This is a genomic window from Treponema sp., from assembly GCF_052169735.1.
Lineage (GTDB): Bacteria > Spirochaetota > Spirochaetia > Treponematales > Treponemataceae > Treponema.
Genome location: NZ_JBQNBW010000016.1, coordinates 1 through 25,800, shown reverse-complemented (window position 1 = coordinate 25,800; position 25,800 = coordinate 1). Strand labels below are relative to the sequence as shown.

The window sequence follows — 25,800 nt, the reverse complement described above, 5'->3', positions numbered from 1 at the left end:
TAACCGAGTTTTTTACAGATGCCCTGTGGTATACAAAAACGGAGCAGTTGAAAATATTCACATTAGCCCCGGATGCGTAACACTGAATGCCCACACAAACTATTCTTCGATTTATGCGGGCTTATTGATTAGTGAGGAATATTTATCCTCCGATCATGTTGCCGGATGGATTTTATTCTCCTGTACATTTAACGTTACTATAACTCAATAAAGTCTATTTCGATACCATTGGGATCAACTGCTGTCAGCATTTTCTTTCCGTCTTTTACAGTGCGGGGCTGCATAATAATACGGACATTTTTAGAACGGAGATACTTTTCCGTTTCGCTGATCTGATCTACGATAAAGGTAAGCGAAATAGAATTTTCTTTTTTTACTTTTGAAAGGTCGTTATGAATAAGTTCCAGCCTGCCGTTCGATTGAGCATCATACAAAAAAGCGATTTGCTTTCCCGGCGCGGCAGACATCATTGTTTCAAATGTTAAACCGAGAATCTTCTCATAAAATTCAAGCGACTGTTCCATGTTTTCGGTTCTGATAACCACACTATTCAACTGCATGTTCTTCCTCCAAAATAGATTCGTCCCAAATACCACATATATCACTGTACGCAATTCGGCACGTATGCAGGGCATAATACGCTGCATATACGAGACCAGTTCGGTACCTTCGCTTTCGAACTGATCAACGAGTTCAAAATCACACAAATAGTACAACTTTTGAACATTGCATTTCAAGATAACCTGTCCTGAAAAAGAAGTTTCCAAACAGGTTTACTATAGTATAACCGACAAAGAGTTTTTTTGCAAAATGCAAATGAGATAAAATACACTGTTTATAAAATGTTTCAATCAATGTAGCTATGAAGTAAAGGATTTTGTACAACTCATATATTTTTGTAATTTATTTTTATTTTTTTCTGGAAAAAAATAAAAACCTCGTTTATACTGAAAGAGAGAGTAATTAAAGCAGGACTGAGTTCAGATGAACTACTGTTTTTCTCAAAAAGTCTCAAAATAGGAGGAGATATGCCAAAAGTATTATCAATTATCTTGGGCGGCGGAAAGGGAACCCGCTTATACCCGCTTACGCAATCCCGCTCAAAGCCTGCTGTTCCGTTCGGCGGAAAGCACCGTATTGTAGATATCCCGATTTCTAATTGTATTAACTCCGGGCTACGGCAAATATATGTATTAACGCAGTTTAACTCTGCCTCATTGCACCTGCATATTGCACGGGCATACCGTTTTGACAGTTTTTCCAACGGATTTGTTGAAATTCTTGCGGCAGAACAAACATTCGAGCATTCCGGCTGGTATGAAGGTACGGCAGACGCAGTACGGAAAAACTTTCCTCATTTTAAAACACAGGAACCGAAATATTATATCATCCTATCAGGTGATCAGCTATACCGCATGAACTTAAAAGAGTTCTTAGCAAAGCATGAAGCATCCGGCGCTGATATAACCATTGCCTGTACCGCCGTAAACCGCCGTGATGCTTCGGGCTTCGGTATTATGCAGATTGATAAACAATCCAATATCACTGCATTTATGGAAAAACCGGGACCAGATAAAAATATTGACGAATGGAAAATCCCTGCTCAGTCTGATAGTCAGGTTGCTGATCCAAGCAAAGAATACCTTGCATCGATGGGTATTTATATTTTCAATGCCAAAGCGATGGAAGAATGTTTGGATAACAACATGACAGACTTTGGGAAAGAAATTATTCCGGAAGCAATTACAAAATACAAGGTTACCGCATTTGTCCATAACGGCTATTGGGAAGACATCGGAACTATTCGCAGTTTCTACGAAGCAAACCTCAATTTGACGGAAATTACACCGCAATTTGACTTCTACGATGCAGAAGCTCCGATTTATACCCACTACCGAAACCTGCCTGCGTCAAAGATTAACGGAGCGAAACTTGACCGCGTAACGTGTAGCGAAGGCTGTGTTATTACCTACGCTGATATTACACGATCAGTTATCGGTGTTAGAACTATCATCGAATCGGGCAGCGTGCTGGAAGGAGTAGTCTGTATGGGGGCAGACTATTATGAATCCGACAGCAACAAGCAAGGCGATAAACAAGCTGATATTCCCTGCGTAGGAATAGGAAAAAATTGCCATATTAGAAAAGCAATTATCGACAAGAATGCTCGTATTGGTGATAACGTTTCAATCGGTATGGGAGAAATTCCTCCGGATGGAGATTACGGCTTCTATCATATCGTTGATCAAATATACGTTATCACGAAAAACGCAATTATTCCGAACAACACCACGATCTAAAAATAGTCTATAGAATTCAAGCTGCAACAAGGGGGATGCGGATAAACAGGACTAGCCCCCTCTTGCAGCCAGCGGCTCTGATTATATTCGGGCATCTTTAAAAAACTCGATAGATTTTTAGAAGTACCCATCCGTTTTTTCTAATACACAATCAACACCCCCGACGCGGCTTGTGAGTATTATCCCTCTGCACGAATAATGACTGGCTAAACAAAGATCAGAAAATATGCTACACTCACTCCCGTTGTGAAGTATATTATCTATTATTGCACCTTATTTTTTGCATTTACCCTCCCCTGCTCTGCGCAATCGTTATCCGGCATCTGGGAAAATACAGAACGGTTTATCGAATATGCTGAAGACATGGAGAATCAGGAGGAAAAGAGCGGTACAGAGACCGGTGTTTTCAATATGGCGCTGAAAACGTATTACCGCTTTGTCTATGAGGACATGGGCAGCTATCCCGTAACGGTTGTACCGCAAGAAGGACACCCCAATGTCTATGACTGTGCTATATGGTATCCGCATTGCAAACAGCCTGCAAAAACCGCTGTATGGGTCTACAAGGATAGCCTTTTTACCTCGTTCTATCGGAGAATACCGTATACGGTTGGGGCAGAGAAGCGTAGCTCAGCTGCGGCAGAAAGCGCCCAAACCAATACCGAGAGCCAGGAAACAGCTCAAACTGTGTCTTCTGATGGCGGTACTGAATACACACATTCGGATACAGCACAGCTTATAGAGGGTTTCTGGATTGAGCAGGGATTCCGTAACGGTATTCTCATCTATCCGCAAGAAACGCCTGAATTTTTTGACGCCTTTTTTTTCCTCGGCAGCCGCTATATCAAATTTCGATACTGGAAGGGTGAGTTTGCCTACAAGGAGCAGCAAGCCCGGTTTACCGCCGGAGACGGACAGCAGATAGCTGTTCCCAAAATGATCAAGTACGCAGATACGGTGTACCGCTGCATCACCGATAACGGCTCAAAGCTGAAAAATTATGAACAGGGTACCGTTACTCTTAAAACAGATACCGCTGTGTACCGTTTAAGCATAGTGCCGGAAGGCGGAGGCCCTGGGTCCCATGCTGTTGGAGATACCTATCCACATCATCAATATCCGCAGATTAAAGACCTCCCGTTCCACTGCGAGACAGACGGCACTATATTTGCATTTGGAACTCCTTTTTTAACACGGTCGGCAGTAACAAACTTGCAGAGCGAAGTAAAAAAACACAATAGTCTTAGACGAAAACCGCCTGAGCCGCTTTTAAAAGCTGATGAACTGGATTTTTATTGGGAACGGATTAAAGAAATTCGGAAGGAAAACTGATTTTTGTATTGGACTTTTCCAATCAACAACCCCAACGCGGGCGTTCGTCAAAACTATACATCCGTGTATAGTTTTGACTGCAATGGTGCAGCTCTGTCACACCATTGCTACTGCGTAGAACAACCGCTTTTATAATGCTGCAAGTTTTTTCTGCACCAACTCCGTTGTCTGATTAGGATTTGCCTTTCCTTGTGACTTTTTCATCACCTGCCCCATCAGCCAACCGGCAACATTGGTTTTTCCTTTTTTCCAGTCGGCAATAGCTTGCGGATTGGCAGCAAACACCTCATCAACTAGCTTTTCAATAGCACTCGCATCGCTTACCTGTGTCAGCCCTTTTTCTTTAATAATTTCCTGCGGAGTCTTTCCGTTTTCCATCATCTCGGCAAACACATCCTTTGCCTGTTTACTCGTAATCGTTTGAGCTTCAAGGGCATTGACTAATTCTGCAATATGCTCAGGAGTAATAGGCAGCTGATCCAGTCCAATGTGCTTGTCATTTAAGACAGCAAGCAGCTCAGCAAGCACCCAGTTAGCAACTTTCTTTGCATCTTTTGCTTTAACAGCAGCAGCTTCGAACCATTCTGCTAAACTCCGTTCAGCGGTTAAGGTCTCTACATCAAAATCGGAAAGCCCATAGTCTTTTTTAAACCGGGCGCGCTTTGCAGCCGGTAATTCTCCAACCGTTTCACGCACAGAATCGATATACTCCTGTGACAGCATAAGGGGTAAAAGATCCGGCTCCGGCATAAAGCGGTAATCAATCGCAGAGTTTTTCGTCCGCTGAATAACCGTCTTTCCGCTCGGTTCATCCCATCCCATTGTGCGTTTAAAATCAGGCGAATACTCTTGCCGATCCGTTTTAAATTCTTCCAGCTGCCGCTGTACCTCATAGGCACAGGCATCACGCACTGTCCTAAACGAGTTCATATTCTTAATTTCGGAAATAGGTGTCCGGTACTCTTTGCCATTCTCAAATACTTTTAGGTTGATATTGGCATCGCAGCGCATCGCTCCTTCTTCCAAATTACCATCGGTAACCCCGATAAACTTCAAAATTTCACGGACAGTCTGCATATATTGCGCGGCTTCTTCCGGACTTTTCATATCGGGCTTGGAAACAATTTCGATCAGCGGAACACCGCAGCGGTTATAATCAATATAGCTATGTGCACCTTCAATATGGAGGCTCTTTCCCGCATCTTCTTCCAGGTGAATGCGCTCTATCCGTATGGTACGCATACGGGGAGGCTCATTCGGCGGAGCCATGTTGATTTCAACAGCACCGTTTTCACATATCGGCTTGTCGTATTGGGTAATTTGATACCCCTTTACAAGATCGGGATAAAAATAATGCTTACGGTCAAATTTACTGAATGCATTTATGGTACAGCCAAGTGCAAAGCCTGCTTTAATACCTAAGCGTACATACTCAGAACCGATAACCGGCAAAGCCCCCGGCAGTCCAAGACATACCGGACAAACATGGGAATTAGGCATACCGCCATAGCGGTTTTCACAGGAACAAAAAGCCTTGGTTTTTGTTAAAAGCTGGCAGTGGATTTCACAACCGATAATGACCTCGTATGATAATTCGGAACTCATACCCGTACTGCCTCCAGTGTTTTTGCTAAACGTAAAATTTTCTCTTCGGAGAACTTTGCTCCCACTATCTGCATTCCAATCGGGCGGCCATCCTGTGCCGTGCCGGCAGGAACCGATAATGCAGGAATATGAGCAAGGTTGACAAATGTGGTAAATAAGTCTGAAAGATACATTGCCATGGGATTATCAACACGCTCGCCAAGCTTAAATGCCGGTGTCGGAGCAGTAGGACAGAAAATAAAATCATACTGCCCAAGCACTTCACCCACTTCCTTTTCCATACGGTTGCGGACACGGAGCGCACTTTCGTAGCAATCGCCGGAAAAGTGATGAGACAACACATAGTTTCCGGTGATAATACGGCGCTTTACTTCCTTACCGAATCCCTCGGAACGGGTTGCACAGTACAGCTCATCGTATCCCTTGCCGGTATCTTTCCGTAACCCGTAGCGGATACCGTCAAAACGGGCTAGATTGCTTGCTGCCTCTGAAAGGGCAATAACATAATACATAGCGATCGCAGATTCAAGCACCGGTATCGAAACAGGTTCAACCGTAATGCCTTGAGCAGAAAACCATGCACAGAACTTTTCAAACACTGCAGAAACATCAGCATCTAAGCCCTGTGTCTTGGTAAACTCTACCGGCAGTGCGATGCGGATCTTTTTCAGTTCCCCATCGGAATAGGGGACAAGTTTAGTGCAAGAATTGAAGCATTGGTCTGCACTTGTTTCATCATGAGCATCACGCCCGCCGGTTACGGCAAGCCCCAGCCCTATATCATCGACCGTGCGGGCAAAGAGTCCTACTTGATCCAGCGAAGAGCCGAACGCGACAACACCATAGCGGCTGATAGCGCCATACGTTGGTTTAAGCCCGTAGATGCCGCAATACGACGCAGGCAGCCGCACGGAACCGCCTGTTTCAGTACCAAGCGCAAAGGGCACCTGGAATCCGGCAACCGCCGCTGCAGACCCGCCGGAACTTCCTCCGGGAGTCAGCATCCGGTCAATCGGGTTTCTCGAAGGTCCATACACCGAGTATTCAGTGGAAGACCCCATTGCAAACTCATCCATATTCGTTCTGCCGATGGGGATTGCACCGGCACTTATCAGTCGGTCAATCACGGTTGCGTTGTACGGCGCAACATAGCCCTCCAGTATTTTACTGCAGCAGGTGCAGAGCCTTCCGCGCATCGAAATATTGTCTTTTACAGCAAACGGCAAACCGAGTAAGGGCATATTTGCAGCCTTACCCTCTTTCCTCATCGCATCAGCCTTTGCTGCAAGCTCTTCCGCATCATCAAAAAATTCGATAAAGCCCTGCAAAGGAAGCGGCTGCTGCGAGTCCGCCTGATATGCCGATTTTAAAGCACGGATCACTTCGGCAGAAGTTACCGCCCCTTCCTCGAGCATTGCTTTTAATTCGTTCAGCGTAGCGGTACAAATATCTTTCATCATTACACCCCGCTTCCCAATACTTTCGGAACCCGAAAATAACTGTCCATATATTCAGTTGACATCTTTTTTAGATCAGATTGCGCAATACCGGGAACAATAGTATCTTGACGCAATGACCGGTCAGATAACACTGCTGCACTGCCGGTGTCAAGAGAAGTGTCATACCGCTTCAGAATATCAAAATACTCGACAATCTGACTAACCTGTCCGGCAATAGACACTATATCACGGTCTTCCGGAGAAAGCCGCGAAAGATAGAGTAAATTGTCGAATACCTCTGGGGTAATTTTACTGTTTTGAGCCATATTCTTTTCCTATAATAACTATCTAGGACTCTTTCATCGTTTCCCGATTGAAAGGGCGCCCTTAAATTTATGCATCAGCTTTTTCAGATGATAATTGATTAAGTCTGACTATTATCTCCCGGGTTTCTTCCTGGGATTCTGCCGTTTTATGGAAGAGCCGAATAAGATTAGTGATATTATCAACCATCGAATCTATTTCCGCATTTACTTTTTCCGTAGCGGCTGTCAGATGTCCGAAACTTGCCACGGTATTCTCCCGTGTTTCAATAATGCGGCTGTTTTCATTTTTGAGAGCGGTCATTTCCTGCAGCGCCTCTGCGAGCGTTTCTTCCATGCGAGTAGTATGAGCATTCATATGCCCTATAAAGGTAGCAATTTCTGCAAGCAAGTGTTCAAAACCCGTTACCTTTTCACTAATATCGGCAAAGCTCTGTGCCAAAATATCCGCAGCAGAGGAGGTTTCATCAATCGACGTAGTAATCTGCTTAATAATTTTGCCTGTAGAATCCGATTCTGAGGAAGTTTTTTCTGCAAGGTTCCGGATTTCTTCAGCAACAACAGCAAAACCTTTGCCGGCATCCCCTGCATGAGCTGCCTCAATAGCAGCATTCATAGCTAGCATATCCGTTTGCTCGGCAACCTGCGTTATGAGCTGGTTCGTTTCCAGCAATACGGCAGAGCGTGCGGTTATGTCGGATATGGTTCGTGTCATCTTAGAAAAATTCGTCTTTCCTACTTCGTTTGCCTTAAAGATATTCACAAAGTTATCTTGAATAACCTTGAACTTTTCCGTTAAGAGCTTGGTATTTTGAATCAACTCGGCAAGCTTATCCATTGCCGCCTGAGACTTTTCACTTTGCCGTGTAATCTGAGAATCCAAATTTTCAAGGAAGCTGTTCAGATAGGTTGTATTATCTTCAGTTTCAATGAGGCTCGTTTTTTGAGAAGCAATTTCCTGCAACACAAACTGAATATAACTTGAAATTTTATCAACATACGAGCGGGCATTTTGCATATTGGAAGTAAGCACGGCATCTTCCCTAGCTAAATCTTTAATCACTTTCTTTATTCCTTCAAAGAAAGTATTAAGCCGGTTAGCAGATTCAATGAGTTTATCCTGCATTACATCGCTTTCCCGCTTTTCATAATTGAATATCCGTGCAAAAGAAATAGCCTGTATCAGCAGACAGAACAGCAATCCGAACGGGATAGTACTGGGAAGCATGAGAATATCCATCCCTGAAAGTATGTCGATAACAGCCGTAATAATCAACCCGATAAAGCCGATTGCAATGAACCACGCTTCTTTTTCTTTTTTATATACCAGCATGATAATGATATAAAACAGATAACAGGCTTGCAGTAGGCTTACAATTTGCTGAAACCGCACTAAAGAGGTAAAAAATGCAGGACTGGTAATAAACGTAACGAATCCGAAAAGAATACCTTCACCAACCCAGACTATCATAATAATTTTATTGATATATTTACGGTACAATTCACGCAAGTACAAAACCAAAGGTACAGAGATAGTTGCAAAGGTAAAGTACTCAAAACGGATCGTAACCAGCCACGAAAAGCCGAGAAGATCACAGCCGAGTAAGGAATCCGTCGATAAAATCCTGAGGATTATGATAAAAACCAGCAAAGAAAAATACAAAATACTCATTTCTTTCGGTCTAAAAATAAACAAAATCAGGTGATATAGTCCCAACGCCAATGCAAAACTGAAGATCATCGCTGTGATAATTTCACGCCGTGTGATTTCAGCTTCGGTAATAACGGTCCTATCTAAGGTGATAGCGCTATAGAGTCCTTGATCTTTATGCGACCGCCCCTGTACCTGAAATAGCACATCTACCTGCGTTTCTCCCTGCGGCAGCGCAAAGCATGGTATTTTAACACCGGCAGTGCTTTTACTGCTATCCCTATAACCAATGAGCTCACTGCCATGAGTAAAAACTCTCACACTCACTAAATGATTTGTTACATAGAGCGAAAGCTGCTCATGGTCTTGAGGCAGTAGTATCCGTAAACTATATGTTGCATAGCCGTCTGCAGAATATGATTTCCCATTTGTTACCTTGGTATTAGTCCACGATCCTGGTACGGTAATATAATTATTGGGTTCCTTCCATGTATCGAGCAGTTCATTCCAAAAAAAACCGTAGTTGCCTGACAGATTTACCTTGCCTTGCGTATTAAAGTTCCAATTTCTTAAATCAATAACGGCATTATTAACCTTTGGCAGAGTATTTGCATACGCTGCACTGCCAAGCAGTATCCATAGCAACAATATGGATGCTATAGTAAAATAATGCTTTTTACGGGAAGTTCGTCCGCACAGCTGACATGCTATAACAGCCCATTGAGATACGGACATCTGACTGCCGGATATTTTTACATCATTTTTTTCTGTTAAAAAAATGCCGGACATATATTTTTTCATACTGTAAATACTCCATCTCTCTGTTGATAGCATACTAGTTCTATCATACATCAATTTTCCGAATTAGGGAAGGCTCAGACTTTCAGAACGCAGGAATAATTCAGAAGAAGAATTGCACGTATTGGATTTTTGAGCTATACTACAGGACAGATATGAAATTTGTTATTTTTTATGAGAAAACAGAACAAACTATTGCTGAAACTATTGCTGCAATTATTGATGCTTATGATTGCAAAGTTACCTGTTATCAAACTGACGCTGTTTGGAACAACGCAGCTTATGACAAGCCAACGGTTTTATTGCAGAACGCGACACATATCCTTTTGATCTTCGATGCAAATGCGGTAGCTGCGGCAGCGCCCTTTCTCTTTTTCATAGGAATGGGAATTGGAATGAATGTACCGATTTTAGCGCTGCTGCAAGGTAAAAATATTCCACTGCCTGACAATCTGAAGCAGCTGGTTACACCGCTTCCCCTTGATGTATTTGAAGATTATTTTATAGATGAGCAAAAAAGCTTTTTATGCATAGAAGAAAAAAAACTCGCCCGAAAGGAACTCATGGATAAAGGTTTTCCATGTGTGAATACTAATTTTGTTGCAGCGGTGCAAGACGGGCAATACGAAATCGTGCGGCTTTTTCTTGCTGCAGGCTTTAATGCCTCGTTACGCGATACACGCGGCACACCGGTACTCTCGCTTGCAATCAGAAACGCTCAGTACGATGTCGCGGCCTTACTCATTGCGAGTGGTGCAGCAATTGACAGTTGCGCTGAAGACCGCTCATATTCTGCGTTGATGGAAGCAGCTCAACTCGGTGACCTGAAAACAGCAGCTTTGTTGTTGGAAAAACATGCTGATACCAATATACAAAGCAAGGATGGACAAACTGCGCTCATCCTTGCAGTGGGTAGGCAGGATATCCCGATGGTACAGCTGTTGAGCGAACACCATGCAGACTGGCTACTTGCAGACAGCCTTGGGATGTCTGCCCTCGCTTATGCAAAACTTTTTCGCAATAGCAGAATCCTCGCCTTTATACCGGATACCTAGCGTATCGGAACGGAACCGGTGCTGCACTACAAAACAATGGTAATGCAATGCCGGTTTATGTTAAGCCTTTCCTTGCTTACCTCTTAATCATTTTCTAAAACAAACAATCCGCCGCTTGTATTCGGCAAAGGATGAATTATTATGAAAGAAAAACTTGAAAGTTTATCAGTCCGCTGGAAGGAACTGGAACAAGAAATACAGGATCCTACACTCATTAAAAATCAAAGCCGCTACAAGGAAGTTATGCGGGAACATTCGTATCTTTCAAAATTGATGGAAGAATACGAACAATATACGCGGTTAGAAGAGCAGATTATGCAAACCCGTACGATGATACAGGATGAAACAGACCATGAACTCAAGGAAATGGCGCGGGAAGAACTGCATGAGCTGGAAGCTCAGTTGGAACAAAGCGAAAACAATTTGAAGGTTTTGCTGATTCCGCCGGATCCTTTGGAGGAAAAGAATATTATTATGGAAATCCGCGGCGGTACCGGCGGAGAAGAGGCTGCCCTCTTTGCAGCAGATTTGCTCAAAATGTATACCCACTATGCAGAAGCAAAAAACTGGAAGTATGAGCTGCTTTCCTCTAATGAAACTGAATTAGGCGGATTCAAGGAGGTTACACTCTCTATTTCCGGAAAATATGTCTACGGCAGTCTCCGCTATGAATCCGGCGTACACCGGGTGCAGCGTGTACCGGAAACGGAAGGCTCAGGACGCATCCACACCAGTGCAGTAACGGTTGCCGTATTACCGGAAGCAGAAGAAACGGAAATAGTGATTAAGCAGGAAGACCTCCGTATTGATGTTATGCGTGCAGGAGGACCGGGCGGTCAGTGCGTCAACACTACCGACTCTGCCGTGCGGCTTACCCATATTCCGACCGGTCTTGTGGTTATCTGCCAAGACGAAAAAAGCCAGATTAAAAACAAGGCAAAGGCAATGCGCGTGTTGCGGAGCCGCCTTTATGATATGGAAGAGGCTAAAAAACAGTCGGAGCGGGCAGAAAACCGGAAAAACCAAGTCGGTTCGGGAGACCGGTCGGAGCGTATACGCACCTACAACTATCCGCAAAACCGTGTTACCGACCACCGGATCAACCTCACGCTCTATAAGCTCGATGCAATTATGCAGGGCGATCTTACTGAAATTATCGATGCGCTGTGTATTGCTGCACGCGAAGAGATGATGAAGGCACAAGCCTAACTGAATGCCTTCCGTTGCCGATGCCCGCCGCTTTGCACTTGACCGCTTTGCGCAGTCTGCGGCACTCAAAAGCCATAACCGCTCATTACTGCTGCTCGATGCAGATGTGCTGCTGCAGCACTTCCTGCACAAGCCGCGGGCATGGCTTTTTGCCCATGATACTACCGATATTTCCGATATATGGCAGCTGTTTTGCGCAGCAGTAGAACAGCGATGTACCGGTCTTCCCATTGCCTATCTCACCGGCACACAGGAATTTTGGGGACTGCCCTTTCATGTAACCCCGGACGTACTAATTCCAAAGCCCGATACGGAGCTGCTGGTTGAACGCAGCCTTACTATCATCAGAGAAAAGGCAGCTGACGCAACAGCCCCTATTTCCATCCTTGACCCCTGTACCGGCTCCGGCTGTATCATTATTTCCATCCTGCACACCCTTGATGCGGAGGGTATCAAGAACGTGTACTGCACCGCCGCTGATATTTCTCCCGCAGCATTGACCATTGCCAGAACCAATGCTCAAAACATTCTTTCCCCGGAAGCACAAGAGCGGCTCTGCATCCGGGAGGGTGATATGCGTACACTGCCCGCATTGCAAACCCGCTTTGATCTTATCGCAGCAAATCCCCCCTACGTGCCTTCCGCACTCACACAAGAACTTCTGCAGGACGGACGCAGCGAACCGGTTCTAGCCCTTGATGGCGGTTCCGATGGTCTTGATTTTATACGGATTTTGACAAATAATACTCCTATGGTATTACATGATTGCGGAGTCCTTTTAAGCGAGGTAGGAGAATACCATGCCCAAGCTGCCGGTCGGCTCTTTGAAACCACAGGTTTTTCTGCTGTACGCATTCATCAAGATTGGACAAACCGCGATCGGTTGATTGAAGGCGTATTACACGGTTAAATGAGACAGCATACCTTTAAATACCCTTTATCAGCTATGCTGATGAGGCATCTTCTACCTGAGTTTTTAAAAGATGCCCTGATATGTTTAACACAAGGACATACACAATGATACAAAAAGTTGAAAACCTAGCCAGTTTAAAGCATTTTTTTGAACGATATCCTGATTACGCAGAATCCGAAAATGCAGAGGATGCTGCACGGATTAGCGCTGCATGGAACATTCTGCTGAAAGAACGTATGCCGCAGGTACAGAACGGCAGTGCAGAAAACGTACCAACCGTACCGGCTTCCGATCATGCACCTACAGATCAGCAAGCTGCACCCATTACATCGGATGACGGTATACCGCATGATATAGCCCATTCACTGCGCATGGCTCACAGCCTTGCCGCCTTAGAAATGGATAGCGAAAGTATTGTCTGTGCCCTGCTCTACAGCGAAAACGGCAGTTTCAAACTCCCGGAAGACCGTCTACGGAAGGAATTTGGGAACACAACGGCAGAAATTCTTGATGCTGCTGCAAAATTTTCGGATGTAAAGCTCTACATTACCGGTAAGGAACACACCGACACCGTCTGCAAAATGTTTTTTTCTATGGTGAGCGACCTGCGGGTTATGATTGTTCAGCTTGCAGACCGGCTCGACAAGATACGCTATATCCGTGAATATCCTGAAGAGAGGCAGCGCCGCATTGCCGGGGAAATTATCGAAATATGGGCTCCGCTGGCACAGCGCATGGGTATTTCCACTGTACAAAATGAGCTTGAAGATTTAAGCCTCAAATACATTAACCGGGAAGCCTTTGATCAAATTAAGGAAGTAGTTGCCTCCAAAAAGAAAGAGCGGGAAGCCTTTCTCAAAGAAACTGAAAAAACACTGTATGAGGCGATACAGAAAACCGGAATCAAAGTTACGGTACAAAGCCGCGCAAAACACTTTTGGTCTATCTATCAAAAAATGAAAAAGCGGAACAAGGCAGCGGATGAATTGTTTGATTTGCTCGCTGTACGGATTTTATGTAACACTGTCAACGAGTGTTACACAATTCTGGGTCTTGTACACACAATATGGAAGCCGCTTGAAGGGCGCTTTAAGGATTATATCGCTATGCCCAAGGCAAACGGATATAAAAGCCTCCATACAACGGTGATATGTCAGGGAGGACAAACCCTGGAAATACAGATCCGTACGCACGAGATGCACGAAATTGCAGAACGGGGGGTTGCAAGTCATTGGCTCTACAAAAAGCGGAGCAAAAACAAAACAGCGAATGAGCAAGAGCTTTCCTTTGTGCAGCAGGTAAAATCGCTTGCCAAACAGCAACGCTTTAATAATGAAGAGTTCCTTGCAGAACTCAAAAGCGATCTTTTAAGCGATTCGATCTTTGTCTTTACTCCCGGCGGTGATATTATTGAACTGCCCGCCGGTGCTACAGCGGTGGATTTTGCATATAGAATCCATTCTTCCATAGGAGAAAAGCTGGTAGCAGCCAAGGCGGACGGTGTTATTATTCCGCTGTCCCGCCCCTTGAAAAACACCCAGAAAGTAGAGATCATCACAAACCCGAATGCTCACCCGACGCATAACCATTACGAAAATGCCCACACAACACGGGCACGGCAAAAAATCAGGGCATGGCTGCAGGCGCATGAAAATCTTTTGAACACCGAAAAAGAAGAAAAAGGACAGCAGGGAGAGTTGCAAGAAGAAGCGCCTGTCCGCCCTGCAAAAGAAACCGCAGAAGAAACTGAAAAAATACGCCGCGATCTGGAGCAAGCTCAAAAGGATCCTACCAGAAATTCCGCAGTACGGATACGAATCGGCAACTCCACCAATTTTCCGGTACGGTTTGCGGGCTGCTGCAAGCCTACACTTGATGCTGCCATCTGCGGCTATGTTGCGAACGGAAGAGGAATTATCATTCACAAGAAAGATTGCCGGAATTTAAAGCATATTCCCGACCTAGAAAACCGGCTTATCGATGTGAAATGGGATGTAAAACAAAGTAAAAAGCCGAAAGAGGCTGCTGCAAAAGGAAAATCAAACCGGTAAGCAGCACGCTAAAGGAACCGTTTGAGCCTTACATCGCAGAAGAATCATAAAATTGCCGAAAAAGATTCATTGCTCTCGGCAATCCGTTCGATATTAAAGATATGAAAAAGAACGGTATCTTTATAGTTATTATGCTCGCAGGCTGTCTTTCATCCCTTTTTGCAGCGGATTTGGAACTGGATCAAAGTGATCTTGCCGTTATTCAAGACCCAAAAGGTGCAGGGTATCACTTCTATATTAGAAAAAAACCTGAAATAGCATCCATTTTGATGACGGAAACCACAAAGGATCCGCTTAAAAAGCTTGATAATTTTGCCTACCGTGATAGCGTGTATAATAGTATAAACGGAGATGAAAAGCGGATTTTGAACGGTAAGGAGCTTGATACCCGCGGTAAACGGCTCTACAGTTTGGTAGACTCTACGCCGGAAAAAAATACCCCGCTGGGAGAAGCCTTTCATGTTTGGGTACCGTATATCATATATTATGGGTATGAATGGACGCGGAATGGCGAAGTAGAAGTATTGGACGGTACTTTTTTTAATATACGGGCATTTGAAAAGCCCTTTGCCGATTATACCGGCGGCTTTAGCGACAATCCTTTTGTGCTGCGCGTTACGCAAAAAACAATTAAAGAAACGCACGATCCGTCATTTAGTGAGCCTGCAATTGATGCGTTTACCGAACTTGCACAGGTAAGCAACAATAAACTGATGTATTCCGATAGCGTAGACGGGTTAATGCCTTCCATTGAGGTTATCCTGACACGGCAAAAACATAAAAACCTTGACGCAGTGTTTGTTATTGATGCGACAGAAAGTATGAAGGATGATGTCCACAAACTCCGGGAACTCTTACTACCTTCACTCAAAAAAGTACTATCTAAATACGATTCGTACCGGCTTGGTCTTGTTTTGTATAAAGACTATTATGATGATTTTTTAACAAAAACAGCTTGTGATTTTACATCAGACCTGAACCGTTTCTCTGCAGCTCTCCACAGCTTTAGTGTATTCGGAGGAAGAGATATTCCGGAAGCCGTATACGAAGGCTTGGATGCCGGTCTTGATCTTGAATGGCGCCCTGATACGGAAACCGATCGGAAAATCATCCTCATCGGTGATGCCCCTCCCCACCCGCGCCCGCAAGGTTCAATCACGAAAGAGTCGGTTATAGAAGCAGCAAAAAAGCAGGACGTAAAACTCTATCCTATTATTCTACCCCACAACAAGACATATTAGAGTTTCTGAACCGGTCTATTATAGAACGCATGCTCGGTGTCCGTTCAACGGATAGCTTACTGAGCAGCTTGGAGATAAAATGAAAAAATCACTTTTAATCATAGCACTTTTGTTCGCATCATTTGCGGCATTTACTGACGACGGCGGCTCATACAAGCCGGAGGACTGGACTTACGGGAACATCTATGTCAAGGAGCCGAACGACAAAATCGCGCTGGAGCGAGAGCTTCTGGTTGTAGAGCATACGGCTATCGGTAAATATGACAGAGAGAGCGACACGTTTCATAAAACCAGTGGGCGCGAAGTAACCGCACGCTTTGATTTTCTGAACACCACGCGGGAGCGCGTCACCGTGCCGTGTGCATTCCCTGTGGTGGTAAAGACGCAGGTCAGCGTAAAAAAAGATGGTACTGTTTCCGCCGAAGTGCCTGTAGGAAATGGCTACATGGCGAATGAGACGGTGATGGCAATAGCATTCGGAAAAAGCGGTATCGAGGGCGCTGCAAAGGAGGCACTTCTCTCGCTCAACAAAAAACTTCGTACACTTTCGGCAAAGGACTACCTCGCAGAGCTTTCACGCACGGAGCGTTTCGATTCAGTCATGAGACCGTGCTCCATAGAGCAGGAAGGGAACAGTGTTCCGATCCTGACCGTGGGAATCGAAACAACGGTGGAAAAGGACGAAGAAGGTACGAACTATATTTCGGAAGATAACTGGCATGATGTGAAAGAACTCTACACACTCACGCTCGTGCTTCACTTCTATCATGAGCTGCACTTTCCGCCGACAGCACGGTCAAAACTTTCGGTCAAATATGACATCGATTCGGTAAAGAAAAGTTACCGTGGGGACACCTATGCGCTGACCTACGACATCTCCACAGGAGGCACATGGAAAGGGGCGATGAAAAGCTTTGTGGTGCTTTCCGACGGCACAATGACTGCGCACGGCTCTCAAGCACATTTCGAAGAAACGGAATTCGGAGAGTTTTCGATAAATGGGGGTGGCTTTAATCTGTATACAGTAGAGAACTACAAACCTCAGAAAGGCGAACGCCTCGTGTTCAAAACCAAAACGCCGTACCGCGACGGTCCTTCCATAGAGTGGGAGGGGCAAGAAGGTGGGCAGACATTCGTCAAGGATGTCCGCTCATCTTCCGCCTACAAAGGTTCGTACAAAATCGCGGGAGATGGCAAACATACCAACATCTCCTATCAAAACGAAGACACTTACCTTCGCACATCAGGTTATGGTGTGGAAACTTCGTTCGATGGAATCCTTTTCAACGGCTGGGTCGAAGGGAGTGCAGGTGACGGGATCGGCGAATGGATTGAGTTTACACTAACAAAAGCCGCGCTTGGTCCTTTCGCCTCAAACGGACTCGCCCGATTCGCAGGGAGACTATACAGCAATTATGGCTCGGGCGATCCGGATTTTACCGTCTTCACGAAATCGGGCTATGCGGGGGCTACATGGCAAGAGAACAACCGCGTAAAGTCGATGATGCTCACTTCCTCCGCGCTTCAAAAGCCGATTGCGCTCGAACTTGCAGACATCTTCCCCGCCACTATGAACGATTTTTCAGACCAATGGATAGCGCTGAACGCCGTGAAAAACCCGCTCATCCTTCCGAAAGGCAATTACCGCATGACTGTTCGAGGCGTGTATAAGGGCGAAAAGTATGACGACACCGCTATCGGCGAAGTGTGGTTTCTGCCGCTCTCCGCCGCCGCAGAAAGAATCCTTACTGCTGACTGTAATAACGATGGCTTTTACACCGCCCCAATCACAGACATTGTGCAAACTCATGTTGCACACTATGTTTCGCGGCTGGCAGCAATACAGCAGGACGAAGAGGTTCAGCGGGGAAAATAAGATGAGTGAGGTAGAATCACGGCAACATGCAAAACACTTATTTTTATAGTAATGACTTGTTGGTTCTTATTAAATTCTTGTAATAAATCAAAAACAATAGCTCACAACGATACAGATGGGAACCTCTAAGAAAACTCAGGTTATAGATTTTTAGAGTTCCCTAACACAGTTTTCATAAATTCCCCCTTGGTGCGGAAACTAACTGTCTATGCAGCTTTCGTGCCAATGTTACCGTTAGTAATACCGGCTTTGCGGTTTAAACAATGCGAAACTCACCCCTTCTTGCACGATAGACTACAGCTTTCATAAAAAACGAAAAAAACAATAGCAATGTTGACTAACGAGTCAGCTTATATTATATTGACTTATTGTTTTTTCCGGTTTGTATATGCGCTATATATAAAATCATGAAGAAATAATCGGTAGTACCGATATCAACTCCATCCCGTAGAAAATATGGGACATAATGGCCATGAGGAGGGCACATGAGAAAGTATGAATTGATGACAGTTTTCCCTATTGAGGAAGATCAGTTCAAATCCGGTATTGAAGAAGTGCGTTCTGTTCTCGCAGACTTCAATGTTCAGATCGATTCCGAAGATCCGTTCGGTGACCGTCAGTTGACGTATGAAATCAAAAAAAAGACAAAGGGACGCTACGTGTTGTTTAACATCCATGCTGAACCGGAAAAAATTGTCGAAATTGACCGTAAGTTTAAACTCAACCAGAACCTTTTGACTTTTTTATTTATCAGGATCGATGAATAATTCAGGGAGATACTGATGGCAGATATAAACCATGTCGTACTGGTCGGTAGACTTACTCGCGATGCTGAACTAAAGTATACCCAAGGTGGTTCCCCTGTATGTAAATTTTCGCTTGCGATCAATCGGCGGCGTAAAAACGGCGAAGAGTGGGGTGAAGAGGCTCACTATTTCGATATAGTTCTCTGGGGAAAGCAAGGGGAAGCTCTCAATCAATATCTTATAAAAGGAAAGCAGGTAGCGATAGAGGGTGAACTACGGCAGAATCGTTGGGAACAAGACGGACAATCCCGCAGCAAAGTAGAAATAGTTGCAAACAATATTCAGCTTTTAGGGAGTGGTTCCGGTAATGGTCAGCAGGCAAAGAGCGGCATTCAGGGTTCATATCAGCGGTCAAATGCTCCCTCGGCATATCAGGCACGGCAAAATATTCCGCAGCAACAAGATGATGGATATGATCCTGACTTTGATAATGCCAATTTTGATACTATTCCATTTTAAGGAGAATGCAAGATGTCTGAAGAAACATTGAATACTGTTGAAGTAGATACAAATATACAGGATAATCCGCGGGACAGCGAAGAACGGCAGAATAATAAAAAAGGTAAAACGTTCTACCGTAAGAAAGTTTGCCGGTTCTGTTCACAAAAGGCAAAGATTGACTATAAAGATCCCGATTCACTGCGCCGGTTTATTACCGAACGGGGAAAGATATTGCCTCGCCGTATTACCGGTACCTGTGCAAAGCATCAACGCAAATTAGCACTGGAAATTAAGCGAGCCCGTGCACTTGCGCTGCTGCCTTACGTAGTAGACTGATACAATCCGCTGGAAACAGTGTTTTTAGCGGAATCGCGCTATTGCAAGCCGGATTCCAACTCCTGGAAATAGCCCGGCTTTATCGTTTTTAATCTAAGGAGCTTGAAATGAAAGTAATCTTAAACGAAGATGTAAAACACCTCGGCGAAGAGGGCGATATAAAAGACGTAGCAAAAGGTTATGCACGTAATTACTTGTTTCCCCGTAATTTAGCAGTTCCCTGCAATCCCTTTACGTTGGCTCATTTTGAAAGCCGTAAAGAAGAAATTGAACAGAAGAAAGCTGTCAAGCGGCAGAATGCAGCCGGCTTAAAAGAACGGCTTGAAGCTTTGACTATCACTATTGTTATGCCTGCCGGTCCCAATGGAAAACTGTATGGTGCTGTTACCAATCAGACTATCTCTGATGAACTGCAGAAACTCGGTTTTGAAATTGAGCGAAAGCGTATTGAACTGCCCGGTTTAACCTTCAAAAGCGTTGGTAATTATTCTGCTACACTTAAGTTATACGAGTCCGCCGTTGCGTCGGTTGCAGTAGTGGTAGAAGCTCAGCCTGAAGCAGAAAAAACAACTGAAGCAAAGCCGGAAAAACGTTCACGCCGCCGCCATGAAGAAACAGAACAAGCGGCAGATGAACAGCCGTCAGAGTCAGCTGCTGAAGAAACAGAAGAAGGAAAGTCAGAAACAACTCCTGAGGCGTAACAAGTTAGTTGTCCGCAAACAGTGTTAAAGGACAGCTCTATGATGTGAGCTGTCCTTTATATCTTTGGACATTGTTTGTTCGTGCAAAGGGATGATATCCACGTGCCGTGTCGGGGGTGTTTATTTACCAGAAAATTGTTTTTGGTTACAAAATAACGGCTTACAAAGAGAGAAGTTCTCATTCGGAGCTTCTCTCTTGTTTTTTATAAGGAGTATGATAAATGTCGGACATGGCAAGACCGCTGTCTTCATTAAAGGATAAAGTACCTCCAAATAATCCGGAAGCTGAACAGGCAATACTTGGTGCAATGCTCCTTGAAGCTGACGCTATCGGTGCCGTCTTACAATATATCCGGGCTGAAAGTTTTTACTCCCTTGCACATCAAAAAATTTTTCAAGCGATTGTTGATCTTTATAATACAGGACAAAGAGTTGACCTGCTTGTTATTAGCGAGCATTTACGGCAAGAAGGGCTTCTTGATTCTGTAGGAGGCACTGCGTATATTGCCTCGTTGACTGATAGGGTTCCCAGTACCGCTAACGTTGCCTATTACGCGAAAATTGTTCTTGATGCGGCAGTTCGTAGGTCTTTATTGAAAGTATCACATCAAATTTCTGCCGATGTCTTTGATGAAACAGTTCCTTATTCTTCGGTATTAGAGCAAGCTCAAAAAAATATTTTTGAATTAACCGATGCCGGTCAGACTGCAACTTATTATACGCCAAGAGCTATTATTCCTGAAGCAATTGAAATTATCGAAGCCCGCTCTAAACACCGGGATGAATTTGCAGGAATACCATCCGGTTTTGAATTTTTAGATAGCATAACAAGCGGCTTTCAAAATTCGGAGCTGATTATTATCGGTGCACGTCCGTCAATTGGAAAAACAGCCTTAGCGCTGACTATTGCCGATTATATTGCAGTGGTAAAAAAAATTCCTGTTGCGTTTTTTTCGCTTGAAATGTCAAATATGCAGCTTGTATTGCGTTTGCTTTCATTGGAATCACGAGTATCTTCTTCCAAAATACGCTCCGGCAATTTACGGTATGCAGATTTTGAAAAAATTCAAGATGCTTCGGGTAGACTGTATGAAGCGCCGCTTTATATGGTTGATATGCCGAATATGAAGCTGCTTGATTTACGGTCAATGGCACGGCAGCTTTCCTTGCAAGCAGGGGTAAAAATCATTTTTATCGACTATCTTGGCTTGATTTCCTCAGAAAACAATCTTATTCCGCGGCATGAACGTTTTGCAGAAATATCACAATCTCTCAAAAGCCTTGCCCGTGAGCTCAACATACCTGTTGTAGCACTTTCTCAGGTTGGCCGTGATGCTGAAGGAACTGCTCCAACACTCGCCAATTTGCGGGAATCTGGAGCTATTGAGCAAGATGCCGATGTCGTTATGTTTTTGCACCGTGCACAACGTGAAAATCCTGACACAGAGCTGATTGTTGCAAAACAGCGTAATGGTCCTATCGCTACGGTAAATCTTGAATTTATCAGCGACTGTACCCGCTTTGTTTCAAAAGCACAAAATCAATAGCCTCGTCAAAAATATACATCCTTTACATCCTTGTAGGAACCGCTAACTGTAAGCCTATCGGCTTGTTCTGTAAGGGAATACATTACGAGTCCGCTTTGCGCCTGCTAATCAGTTTTTAAGAGGTTTCCCATTATTTCAGTTTTTTTCAATCGAAAAACGCTACAAAACATATTTTGAGGGCAGCCTTACAGGTGCTGAACTTACCCACTCTAACCGCTCAGTTCAGATGCCGGTTTCTTCCGCAGCCGTTCCATTCACGTTAATTCGATAAAATATTTTTCTCTCTTGCACTTTTTGCAGTAAAATATTATTCTATATAGTAGTAAATCGGAAAAAGTATATTGCATAATATACTCACCAAATTCACACCATACTTTAGAAGGACGATGTTATGCCTGAAAAAAATCTTGTAATGATTGACGGCAATACTGCCGCCGGTCACGTTGCGCACGCCTTGAGCGAAGTTATCGCAATTTATCCTATTACGCCATCAAGCCCAATGGGAGAAGTTGCCGATGAGTATTCCGCTCATGGAAAAACCAATATTTGGGGAACCGTACCGCAGGTTGTTGAGCTCCAATCCGAAGGAGGAGCTTCGGGAGCAGTCCACGGTGCACTGACAACAGGAGCGCTTTCTTCAACATTCACCGCATCGCAGGGACTCCTATTAATGATCCCCAATATGTACAAGATTGCCGGTGAATTGACCAGCACCGTTTTCCACGTTGCTGCCCGAGCACTCGCAACCAGTGCACTCTCTATTTTCGGTGATCATCAGGATGTTATGGCATGCCGCCAAACAGGCTGGGCAATGCTGGCGTCAAACTCCGTGCAGGAAGTTATGGATATGGCGGTTATTGCTCATACGGCGACCCTTGAAGCACGGGTACCCTTCCTTCACTTCTTTGACGGATTTAGAACATCCCATGAAATTCAAAAAATTGAAGAAGTATCTCATGAGGTAATGCGGCAAATGGTAAGCAACGAGCTTGTCCGCGCACACCGTCTCCGCGGTTTAACTCCGGAAAAACCGATGATCCGCGGAACCGCACAAAACCCCGACGTTTACTTCCAAGCACGTGAAGCAGTAAATAAATACTACCTTGCAACACCTGAAATTGTTCAGCGTGTTATGGATAAGTATGCAAGCCTGACAGGTCGTGCATATCACCTCTTCGACTACTATGGAGACCCCAATGCAGAATCCGTCATTATACTGATGGGTTCCGGCGCAGACACTGTTGAAGAAACCGTTGACTATTTGAACAGCAAAGGCAAGAAATACGGCTTGTTAAAGGTACGCTTGTACCGCCCCTTCAATGCAGAAGCCTTTGTAAAAGCACTGCCTACATCTGTAAAGAATATTACCGTACTAGACCGCTCAAAAGAGCCAGGCTCGCTCGGTGAAGCACTTTACGAAGATGTCCGCACCGCAATCGGCGAAATGCAAGCGGCAAAAAAATGCCCCTTCACCAGTTATCCGGTTATTCTCGGCGGACGCTACGGCATGGGTTCAAAAGAATTTACCCCGGCAATGGTCAAAGCAGTGTTCGATAATATGGAAGGGGAAAAGAAGAGCAACTTTGCAATCGGTATTGATGACGATGTTACTCACATCAGCCTTGCCTACGACAAACACTTTCATGTTGACGACACCGGTATGCACCAGGCAATGTTCTACGGTCTCGGTTCTGACGGTACCGTTGGTGCAAATAAGAACTCCATCAAAATTATCGGGGAGGCAACGGACAATAACGCACAGGCGTATTTTGTATACGACTCTAAAAAATCCGGTTCAATCACCACATCACACCTGCGGTTCGGTAAAAAGAAGATACGCAAGCCCTACCTTGTCGGACAGGCTGACTTTATTGCGTGTCATAAATTCACCTTCCTCGAAACCTACGATATGCTCAAGAGCCTCCGCAAGGGCGGAACCTTCCTCTTGAACAGCCACTGGAACAAGGATGAGGTATGGGAACACTTGCCGGTTGAAGTTCAAAAGGACTTGATTGAAAAAGAAGCAAAGTTCTACGTTATCGACGGTGTGAAAATTGCAGAAAAAGCAGGTATGGGCAACCGTATCAACGTTGTTATGCAGACCGCATTCTTCAAAATTTTCGGTATTTTACCCGAAGAGGAAGCAGTACAGCTGATTAAGAAGTTCATCGAAAAGTCTTATGGAAAGAAGGGACCAGAAATTGTTCAGAAGAACATCAAGACCATCGATATGGCGCTTGAAGGCGTTGAACAGGTTGCCTATCCGAAAGAAGCGACCAGCAAACTTTCGCGGCACGCAGCAATGAGTGCCGATGCGCCGGAATTTGTGCGTAAGATACTCGGAAAAATTGCTATTAACGAAGGCGATGATGTCAAGGTAAGCGAAATACCCGCAGACGGGACCTTCCCGACCGCAACTACACAGTATGAAAAGCGTGCTATTGCAGAGCGCATCCCGATTTGGAAGAGCGAGCTTTGTATCCAGTGCGGACAGTGTACTGTTGTATGCCCCCATGCTGTTATCAGAATGAAGGCGTATGATAAATCCCATGCTGATCATGCACCGTCGGCATTCCGCTCCATCCCGTACAAAGGCAAGGAATTTGATAATTCGTTGTTTACGATTCAGGTTTCTCCCGAAGACTGTACTGGATGCGGTGTTTGTGTTGAGCAGTGTCCTGCAAAATCGAAAGAAAATCCTGCGATTAAAGCAATCAATATGGAAAGCTTTGTTGAACACCGCGCAGTAGAATCCGAAAACTGGAAGTTCTTTATGAACTTACCCGATCCTGACACCAAGAAAGTAAATTTAAGCCAGCCGAAAGGGCTTGGTATGCGCCGCCCGCTCTTTGAGTTCTCCGGTGCTTGTGCAGGATGCGGTGAGACACCCTATATCGGTATTCTCTCACAGCTGTTCGGCGACCGTGCTGTTATTGCAAACGCAACTGGTTGTTCTTCAATCTACGGCGGAAACCTCCCCACTACCCCTTATGCAAAACGCGCGGACGGACGCGGACCGGTATGGTCAAACTCCCTGTTTGAAGATGCAGCGGAATTCGGCTACGGTATGCGTCTTACCAGCGATAAACTTGCAGAATATGCACGGGAAGTTGCCGTCCAGCTCAAAGCAAAAGGTATTGCAGCAGCAGCAATCGAAAAAGTCCTCGGTAATGCTCAAGCTGATGACGCAGCAATCGAACAGCAGCGCGAATTTGTGGATGAGCTCAAGAAAGAGCTTGAAAAGGCTTCCGATCCGCTTGCAAAAGAGCTGTTATCTCTTACCGATCACCTCATTAAACGGTCGGTATGGATACTCGGCGGTGACGGATGGGCTTATGATATCGGGTACGGCGGTTTGGATCATGTCTTAGCATCCGGTAGAAATATCAATGTATTGGTACTGGATACGGAAGTATACTCCAATACCGGCGGACAGATGTCAAAGGCAACTCAGATCGGTGCTATTGCGAAGTTTGCAGCATCCGGTAAGGAAATCAGCAAAAAAGACCTCGGTATGATGGCGATGAGCTACGGCTATGTCTATGTTGCGCAAGTTTCTATGGGTGCAAATATGTCGCAGGTTATTAAGGCATTCCGTGAAGCGGAATGCTATGACGGCCCTTCGATTATCATTGCATACAGCCATTGTATCAACCATGGTATCAATATGACCAAGGGTATGAGCAACCAGAAAGAGGTTGTCTCTTGCGGTCTATGGCCGCTGTACCGCTATGATCCGCGGTTGGTTGAACAGGGCAAAAACCCCTTCCAGCTTGACAGCAAAGAGCCGGACTTTAACCTTGCAGACTTTATGTACAAAGAAGTACGCTTCAAGTCATTAAAGAATGCAAATCCGGAACGTGCACAAATGCTGCTTGATAAGGCTGTTGCAAAGGCAAAACGGCGCTGGCAAGAGTATAAATACCTTGCTGACCGCCCGTTCTAAGCTCTAGCAGCAGACCAATCGTTGCTTTCATTTCCTTGATACGATTACATAGGGGCTGTCCAAAAACTTCAGTTTTGGGCAGTTCCCTTAGATTTAGATGTGATGTTTAAAATTAAGTCATTGCTGTATAAAGACTTAATTTTAAACTCGTCGGGGATGTCACGAAAGTAACCAATTCGAAGTATTAAAATTTCCGTACGTGGAAAATGAAGGTCTGTACAGATTATTGC

The 25,800-nt window shown here is 44.8% G+C and carries 19 protein-coding genes; 14 read left to right on the top strand and 5 right to left on the bottom strand.

From position 1 onward, the window contains the following. Positions 1 to 197 precede the first annotated feature (197 nt). Positions 198 to 560, bottom strand: a complete 363-nt coding sequence (locus ACTTJ8_RS04135; protein ID WP_442715623.1) for a VOC family protein — start codon at positions 558 to 560, stop codon at positions 198 to 200. Positions 561 to 1,028: 468 nt separating this feature from the next. Here ACTTJ8_RS04135 and ACTTJ8_RS04130 point away from each other — a divergent pair, with 468 nt between their 5' ends. Then, a complete protein-coding gene (locus tag ACTTJ8_RS04130) occupies positions 1,029 to 2,300 on the top strand; it encodes a glucose-1-phosphate adenylyltransferase (RefSeq protein ID WP_442720388.1) in 1,272 nt (423 codons plus the stop codon). Between the two features lie 246 nt (positions 2,301 to 2,546). Then, the gene (locus ACTTJ8_RS04125) at positions 2,547 to 3,632 is read left to right on the top strand and encodes a hypothetical protein (protein WP_442720387.1); all 1,086 of its coding nucleotides are present in this window, start codon (positions 2,547 to 2,549) and stop codon (positions 3,630 to 3,632) included. A gap of 129 nt (positions 3,633 to 3,761) precedes the next feature. Here ACTTJ8_RS04125 and gatB read toward each other — a convergent pair whose 3' ends face one another. The 4 genes from gatB to ACTTJ8_RS04105 form a co-directional block, all read right to left on the bottom strand. Further along, positions 3,762 to 5,237: an Asp-tRNA(Asn)/Glu-tRNA(Gln) amidotransferase subunit GatB gene (gene gatB / locus ACTTJ8_RS04120; RefSeq protein WP_442720386.1), complete on the bottom strand. Its 1,476-nt coding sequence runs from the start codon at positions 5,235 to 5,237 to the stop codon at positions 3,762 to 3,764. Further along, on the bottom strand, positions 5,234 to 6,694 hold the full coding sequence (gene gatA / locus ACTTJ8_RS04115; RefSeq protein WP_442720395.1) for an Asp-tRNA(Asn)/Glu-tRNA(Gln) amidotransferase subunit GatA: 1,461 nt from the start codon (positions 6,692 to 6,694) through the stop codon (positions 5,234 to 5,236). Before gatA ends, gatB begins: the two co-directional genes overlap by 4 nt. Positions 6,695 to 6,696: 2 nt before the next feature. Further along, positions 6,697 to 7,002, bottom strand: coding sequence for an Asp-tRNA(Asn)/Glu-tRNA(Gln) amidotransferase subunit GatC (locus ACTTJ8_RS04110; protein ID WP_442715627.1), 306 nt, complete (start codon positions 7,000 to 7,002; stop codon positions 6,697 to 6,699). A gap of 67 nt (positions 7,003 to 7,069) precedes the next feature. Then, positions 7,070 to 9,451, bottom strand: a complete 2,382-nt coding sequence (locus ACTTJ8_RS04105) for a methyl-accepting chemotaxis protein (RefSeq protein WP_442720385.1) — start codon at positions 9,449 to 9,451, stop codon at positions 7,070 to 7,072. Between the two features lie 152 nt (positions 9,452 to 9,603). Between ACTTJ8_RS04105 and ACTTJ8_RS04100 the strand changes: the two genes are divergently transcribed. The 12 genes from ACTTJ8_RS04100 (at position 9,604) to nifJ (ending at position 25,570) form a co-directional block, all read left to right on the top strand. Beyond that, the gene (locus ACTTJ8_RS04100; protein WP_442715629.1) at positions 9,604 to 10,503 is read left to right on the top strand and encodes an ankyrin repeat domain-containing protein; all 900 of its coding nucleotides are present in this window, start codon (positions 9,604 to 9,606) and stop codon (positions 10,501 to 10,503) included. A gap of 141 nt (positions 10,504 to 10,644) precedes the next feature. Beyond that, a complete protein-coding gene (gene prfA / locus ACTTJ8_RS04095) occupies positions 10,645 to 11,712 on the top strand; it encodes a peptide chain release factor 1 (protein WP_442720384.1) in 1,068 nt (355 codons plus the stop codon). Between the two features lie 4 nt (positions 11,713 to 11,716). After that, positions 11,717 to 12,622, top strand: coding sequence for a peptide chain release factor N(5)-glutamine methyltransferase (prmC, locus tag ACTTJ8_RS04090; protein WP_442720383.1), 906 nt, complete (start codon positions 11,717 to 11,719; stop codon positions 12,620 to 12,622). Between the two features lie 107 nt (positions 12,623 to 12,729). After that, positions 12,730 to 14,676 (top strand): RelA/SpoT family protein, encoded by a 1,947-nt coding sequence (locus tag ACTTJ8_RS04085; RefSeq protein WP_442720382.1) that lies wholly within the window; start codon positions 12,730 to 12,732, stop codon positions 14,674 to 14,676. Positions 14,677 to 14,777: 101 nt separating this feature from the next. Continuing rightward, positions 14,778 to 15,917 carry a vWA domain-containing protein gene (locus ACTTJ8_RS04080; RefSeq protein WP_442715633.1) on the top strand — a complete coding sequence of 380 codons (1,140 nt, stop codon included), beginning with the start codon at positions 14,778 to 14,780 and terminating at the stop codon, positions 15,915 to 15,917. A 79-nt stretch (positions 15,918 to 15,996) separates the two neighbouring features. After that, positions 15,997 to 17,793: a hypothetical protein gene (locus tag ACTTJ8_RS04075; protein WP_442720381.1), complete on the top strand. Its 1,797-nt coding sequence runs from the start codon at positions 15,997 to 15,999 to the stop codon at positions 17,791 to 17,793. A 485-nt stretch (positions 17,794 to 18,278) separates the two neighbouring features. Further along, complete coding sequence (rpsF, locus tag ACTTJ8_RS04070; RefSeq protein WP_442715635.1) at positions 18,279 to 18,560, top strand: 30S ribosomal protein S6; 282 nt, start codon at positions 18,279 to 18,281, stop codon at positions 18,558 to 18,560. Positions 18,561 to 18,575: 15 nt separating this feature from the next. Next, positions 18,576 to 19,058 carry a single-stranded DNA-binding protein gene (locus ACTTJ8_RS04065; RefSeq protein WP_442715636.1) on the top strand — a complete coding sequence of 161 codons (483 nt, stop codon included), beginning with the start codon at positions 18,576 to 18,578 and terminating at the stop codon, positions 19,056 to 19,058. Between the two features lie 12 nt (positions 19,059 to 19,070). After that, positions 19,071 to 19,376: a 30S ribosomal protein S18 gene (rpsR, locus tag ACTTJ8_RS04060; protein ID WP_442720380.1), complete on the top strand. Its 306-nt coding sequence runs from the start codon at positions 19,071 to 19,073 to the stop codon at positions 19,374 to 19,376. Between the two features lie 107 nt (positions 19,377 to 19,483). Continuing rightward, a complete protein-coding gene (gene rplI, locus ACTTJ8_RS04055; RefSeq protein WP_442715638.1) occupies positions 19,484 to 20,077 on the top strand; it encodes a 50S ribosomal protein L9 in 594 nt (197 codons plus the stop codon). 221 nt (positions 20,078 to 20,298) lie between these two features. Continuing rightward, a complete protein-coding gene (gene dnaB / locus ACTTJ8_RS04050) occupies positions 20,299 to 21,624 on the top strand; it encodes a replicative DNA helicase (RefSeq protein WP_442720379.1) in 1,326 nt (441 codons plus the stop codon). 391 nt (positions 21,625 to 22,015) lie between these two features. Continuing rightward, positions 22,016 to 25,570, top strand: a complete 3,555-nt coding sequence (gene nifJ, locus ACTTJ8_RS04045) for a pyruvate:ferredoxin (flavodoxin) oxidoreductase (protein WP_442720378.1) — start codon at positions 22,016 to 22,018, stop codon at positions 25,568 to 25,570. Positions 25,571 to 25,800: the final 230 nt, after the last annotated feature.

Coding starts and splice junctions, on each gene's coding strand:
- ACTTJ8_RS04135 (WP_442715623.1), bottom strand. CDS start 560: ATGCAGTTGAATAGTGTGGTTATCAGAACCGAAAACATGGAACAGTCG.
- ACTTJ8_RS04130 (WP_442720388.1), top strand. CDS start 1,029: ATGCCAAAAGTATTATCAATTATCTTGGGCGGCGGAAAGGGAACCCGC.
- gatB (WP_442720386.1), bottom strand. CDS start 5,237: ATGAGTTCCGAATTATCATACGAGGTCATTATCGGTTGTGAAATCCAC.
- gatA (WP_442720395.1), bottom strand. CDS start 6,694: ATGAAAGATATTTGTACCGCTACGCTGAACGAATTAAAAGCAATGCTC.
- ACTTJ8_RS04110 (WP_442715627.1), bottom strand. CDS start 7,002: ATGGCTCAAAACAGTAAAATTACCCCAGAGGTATTCGACAATTTACTC.
- ACTTJ8_RS04105 (WP_442720385.1), bottom strand. CDS start 9,451: ATGAAAAAATATATGTCCGGCATTTTTTTAACAGAAAAAAATGATGTA.
- ACTTJ8_RS04100 (WP_442715629.1), top strand. CDS start 9,604: ATGAAATTTGTTATTTTTTATGAGAAAACAGAACAAACTATTGCTGAA.
- prfA (WP_442720384.1), top strand. CDS start 10,645: ATGAAAGAAAAACTTGAAAGTTTATCAGTCCGCTGGAAGGAACTGGAA.
- prmC (WP_442720383.1), top strand. CDS start 11,717: ATGCCTTCCGTTGCCGATGCCCGCCGCTTTGCACTTGACCGCTTTGCG.
- ACTTJ8_RS04085 (WP_442720382.1), top strand. CDS start 12,730: ATGATACAAAAAGTTGAAAACCTAGCCAGTTTAAAGCATTTTTTTGAA.
- ACTTJ8_RS04080 (WP_442715633.1), top strand. CDS start 14,778: ATGAAAAAGAACGGTATCTTTATAGTTATTATGCTCGCAGGCTGTCTT.
- ACTTJ8_RS04075 (WP_442720381.1), top strand. CDS start 15,997: ATGAAAAAATCACTTTTAATCATAGCACTTTTGTTCGCATCATTTGCG.
- rpsF (WP_442715635.1), top strand. CDS start 18,279: ATGAGAAAGTATGAATTGATGACAGTTTTCCCTATTGAGGAAGATCAG.
- ACTTJ8_RS04065 (WP_442715636.1), top strand. CDS start 18,576: ATGGCAGATATAAACCATGTCGTACTGGTCGGTAGACTTACTCGCGAT.
- rpsR (WP_442720380.1), top strand. CDS start 19,071: ATGTCTGAAGAAACATTGAATACTGTTGAAGTAGATACAAATATACAG.
- rplI (WP_442715638.1), top strand. CDS start 19,484: ATGAAAGTAATCTTAAACGAAGATGTAAAACACCTCGGCGAAGAGGGC.
- dnaB (WP_442720379.1), top strand. CDS start 20,299: ATGTCGGACATGGCAAGACCGCTGTCTTCATTAAAGGATAAAGTACCT.
- nifJ (WP_442720378.1), top strand. CDS start 22,016: ATGCCTGAAAAAAATCTTGTAATGATTGACGGCAATACTGCCGCCGGT.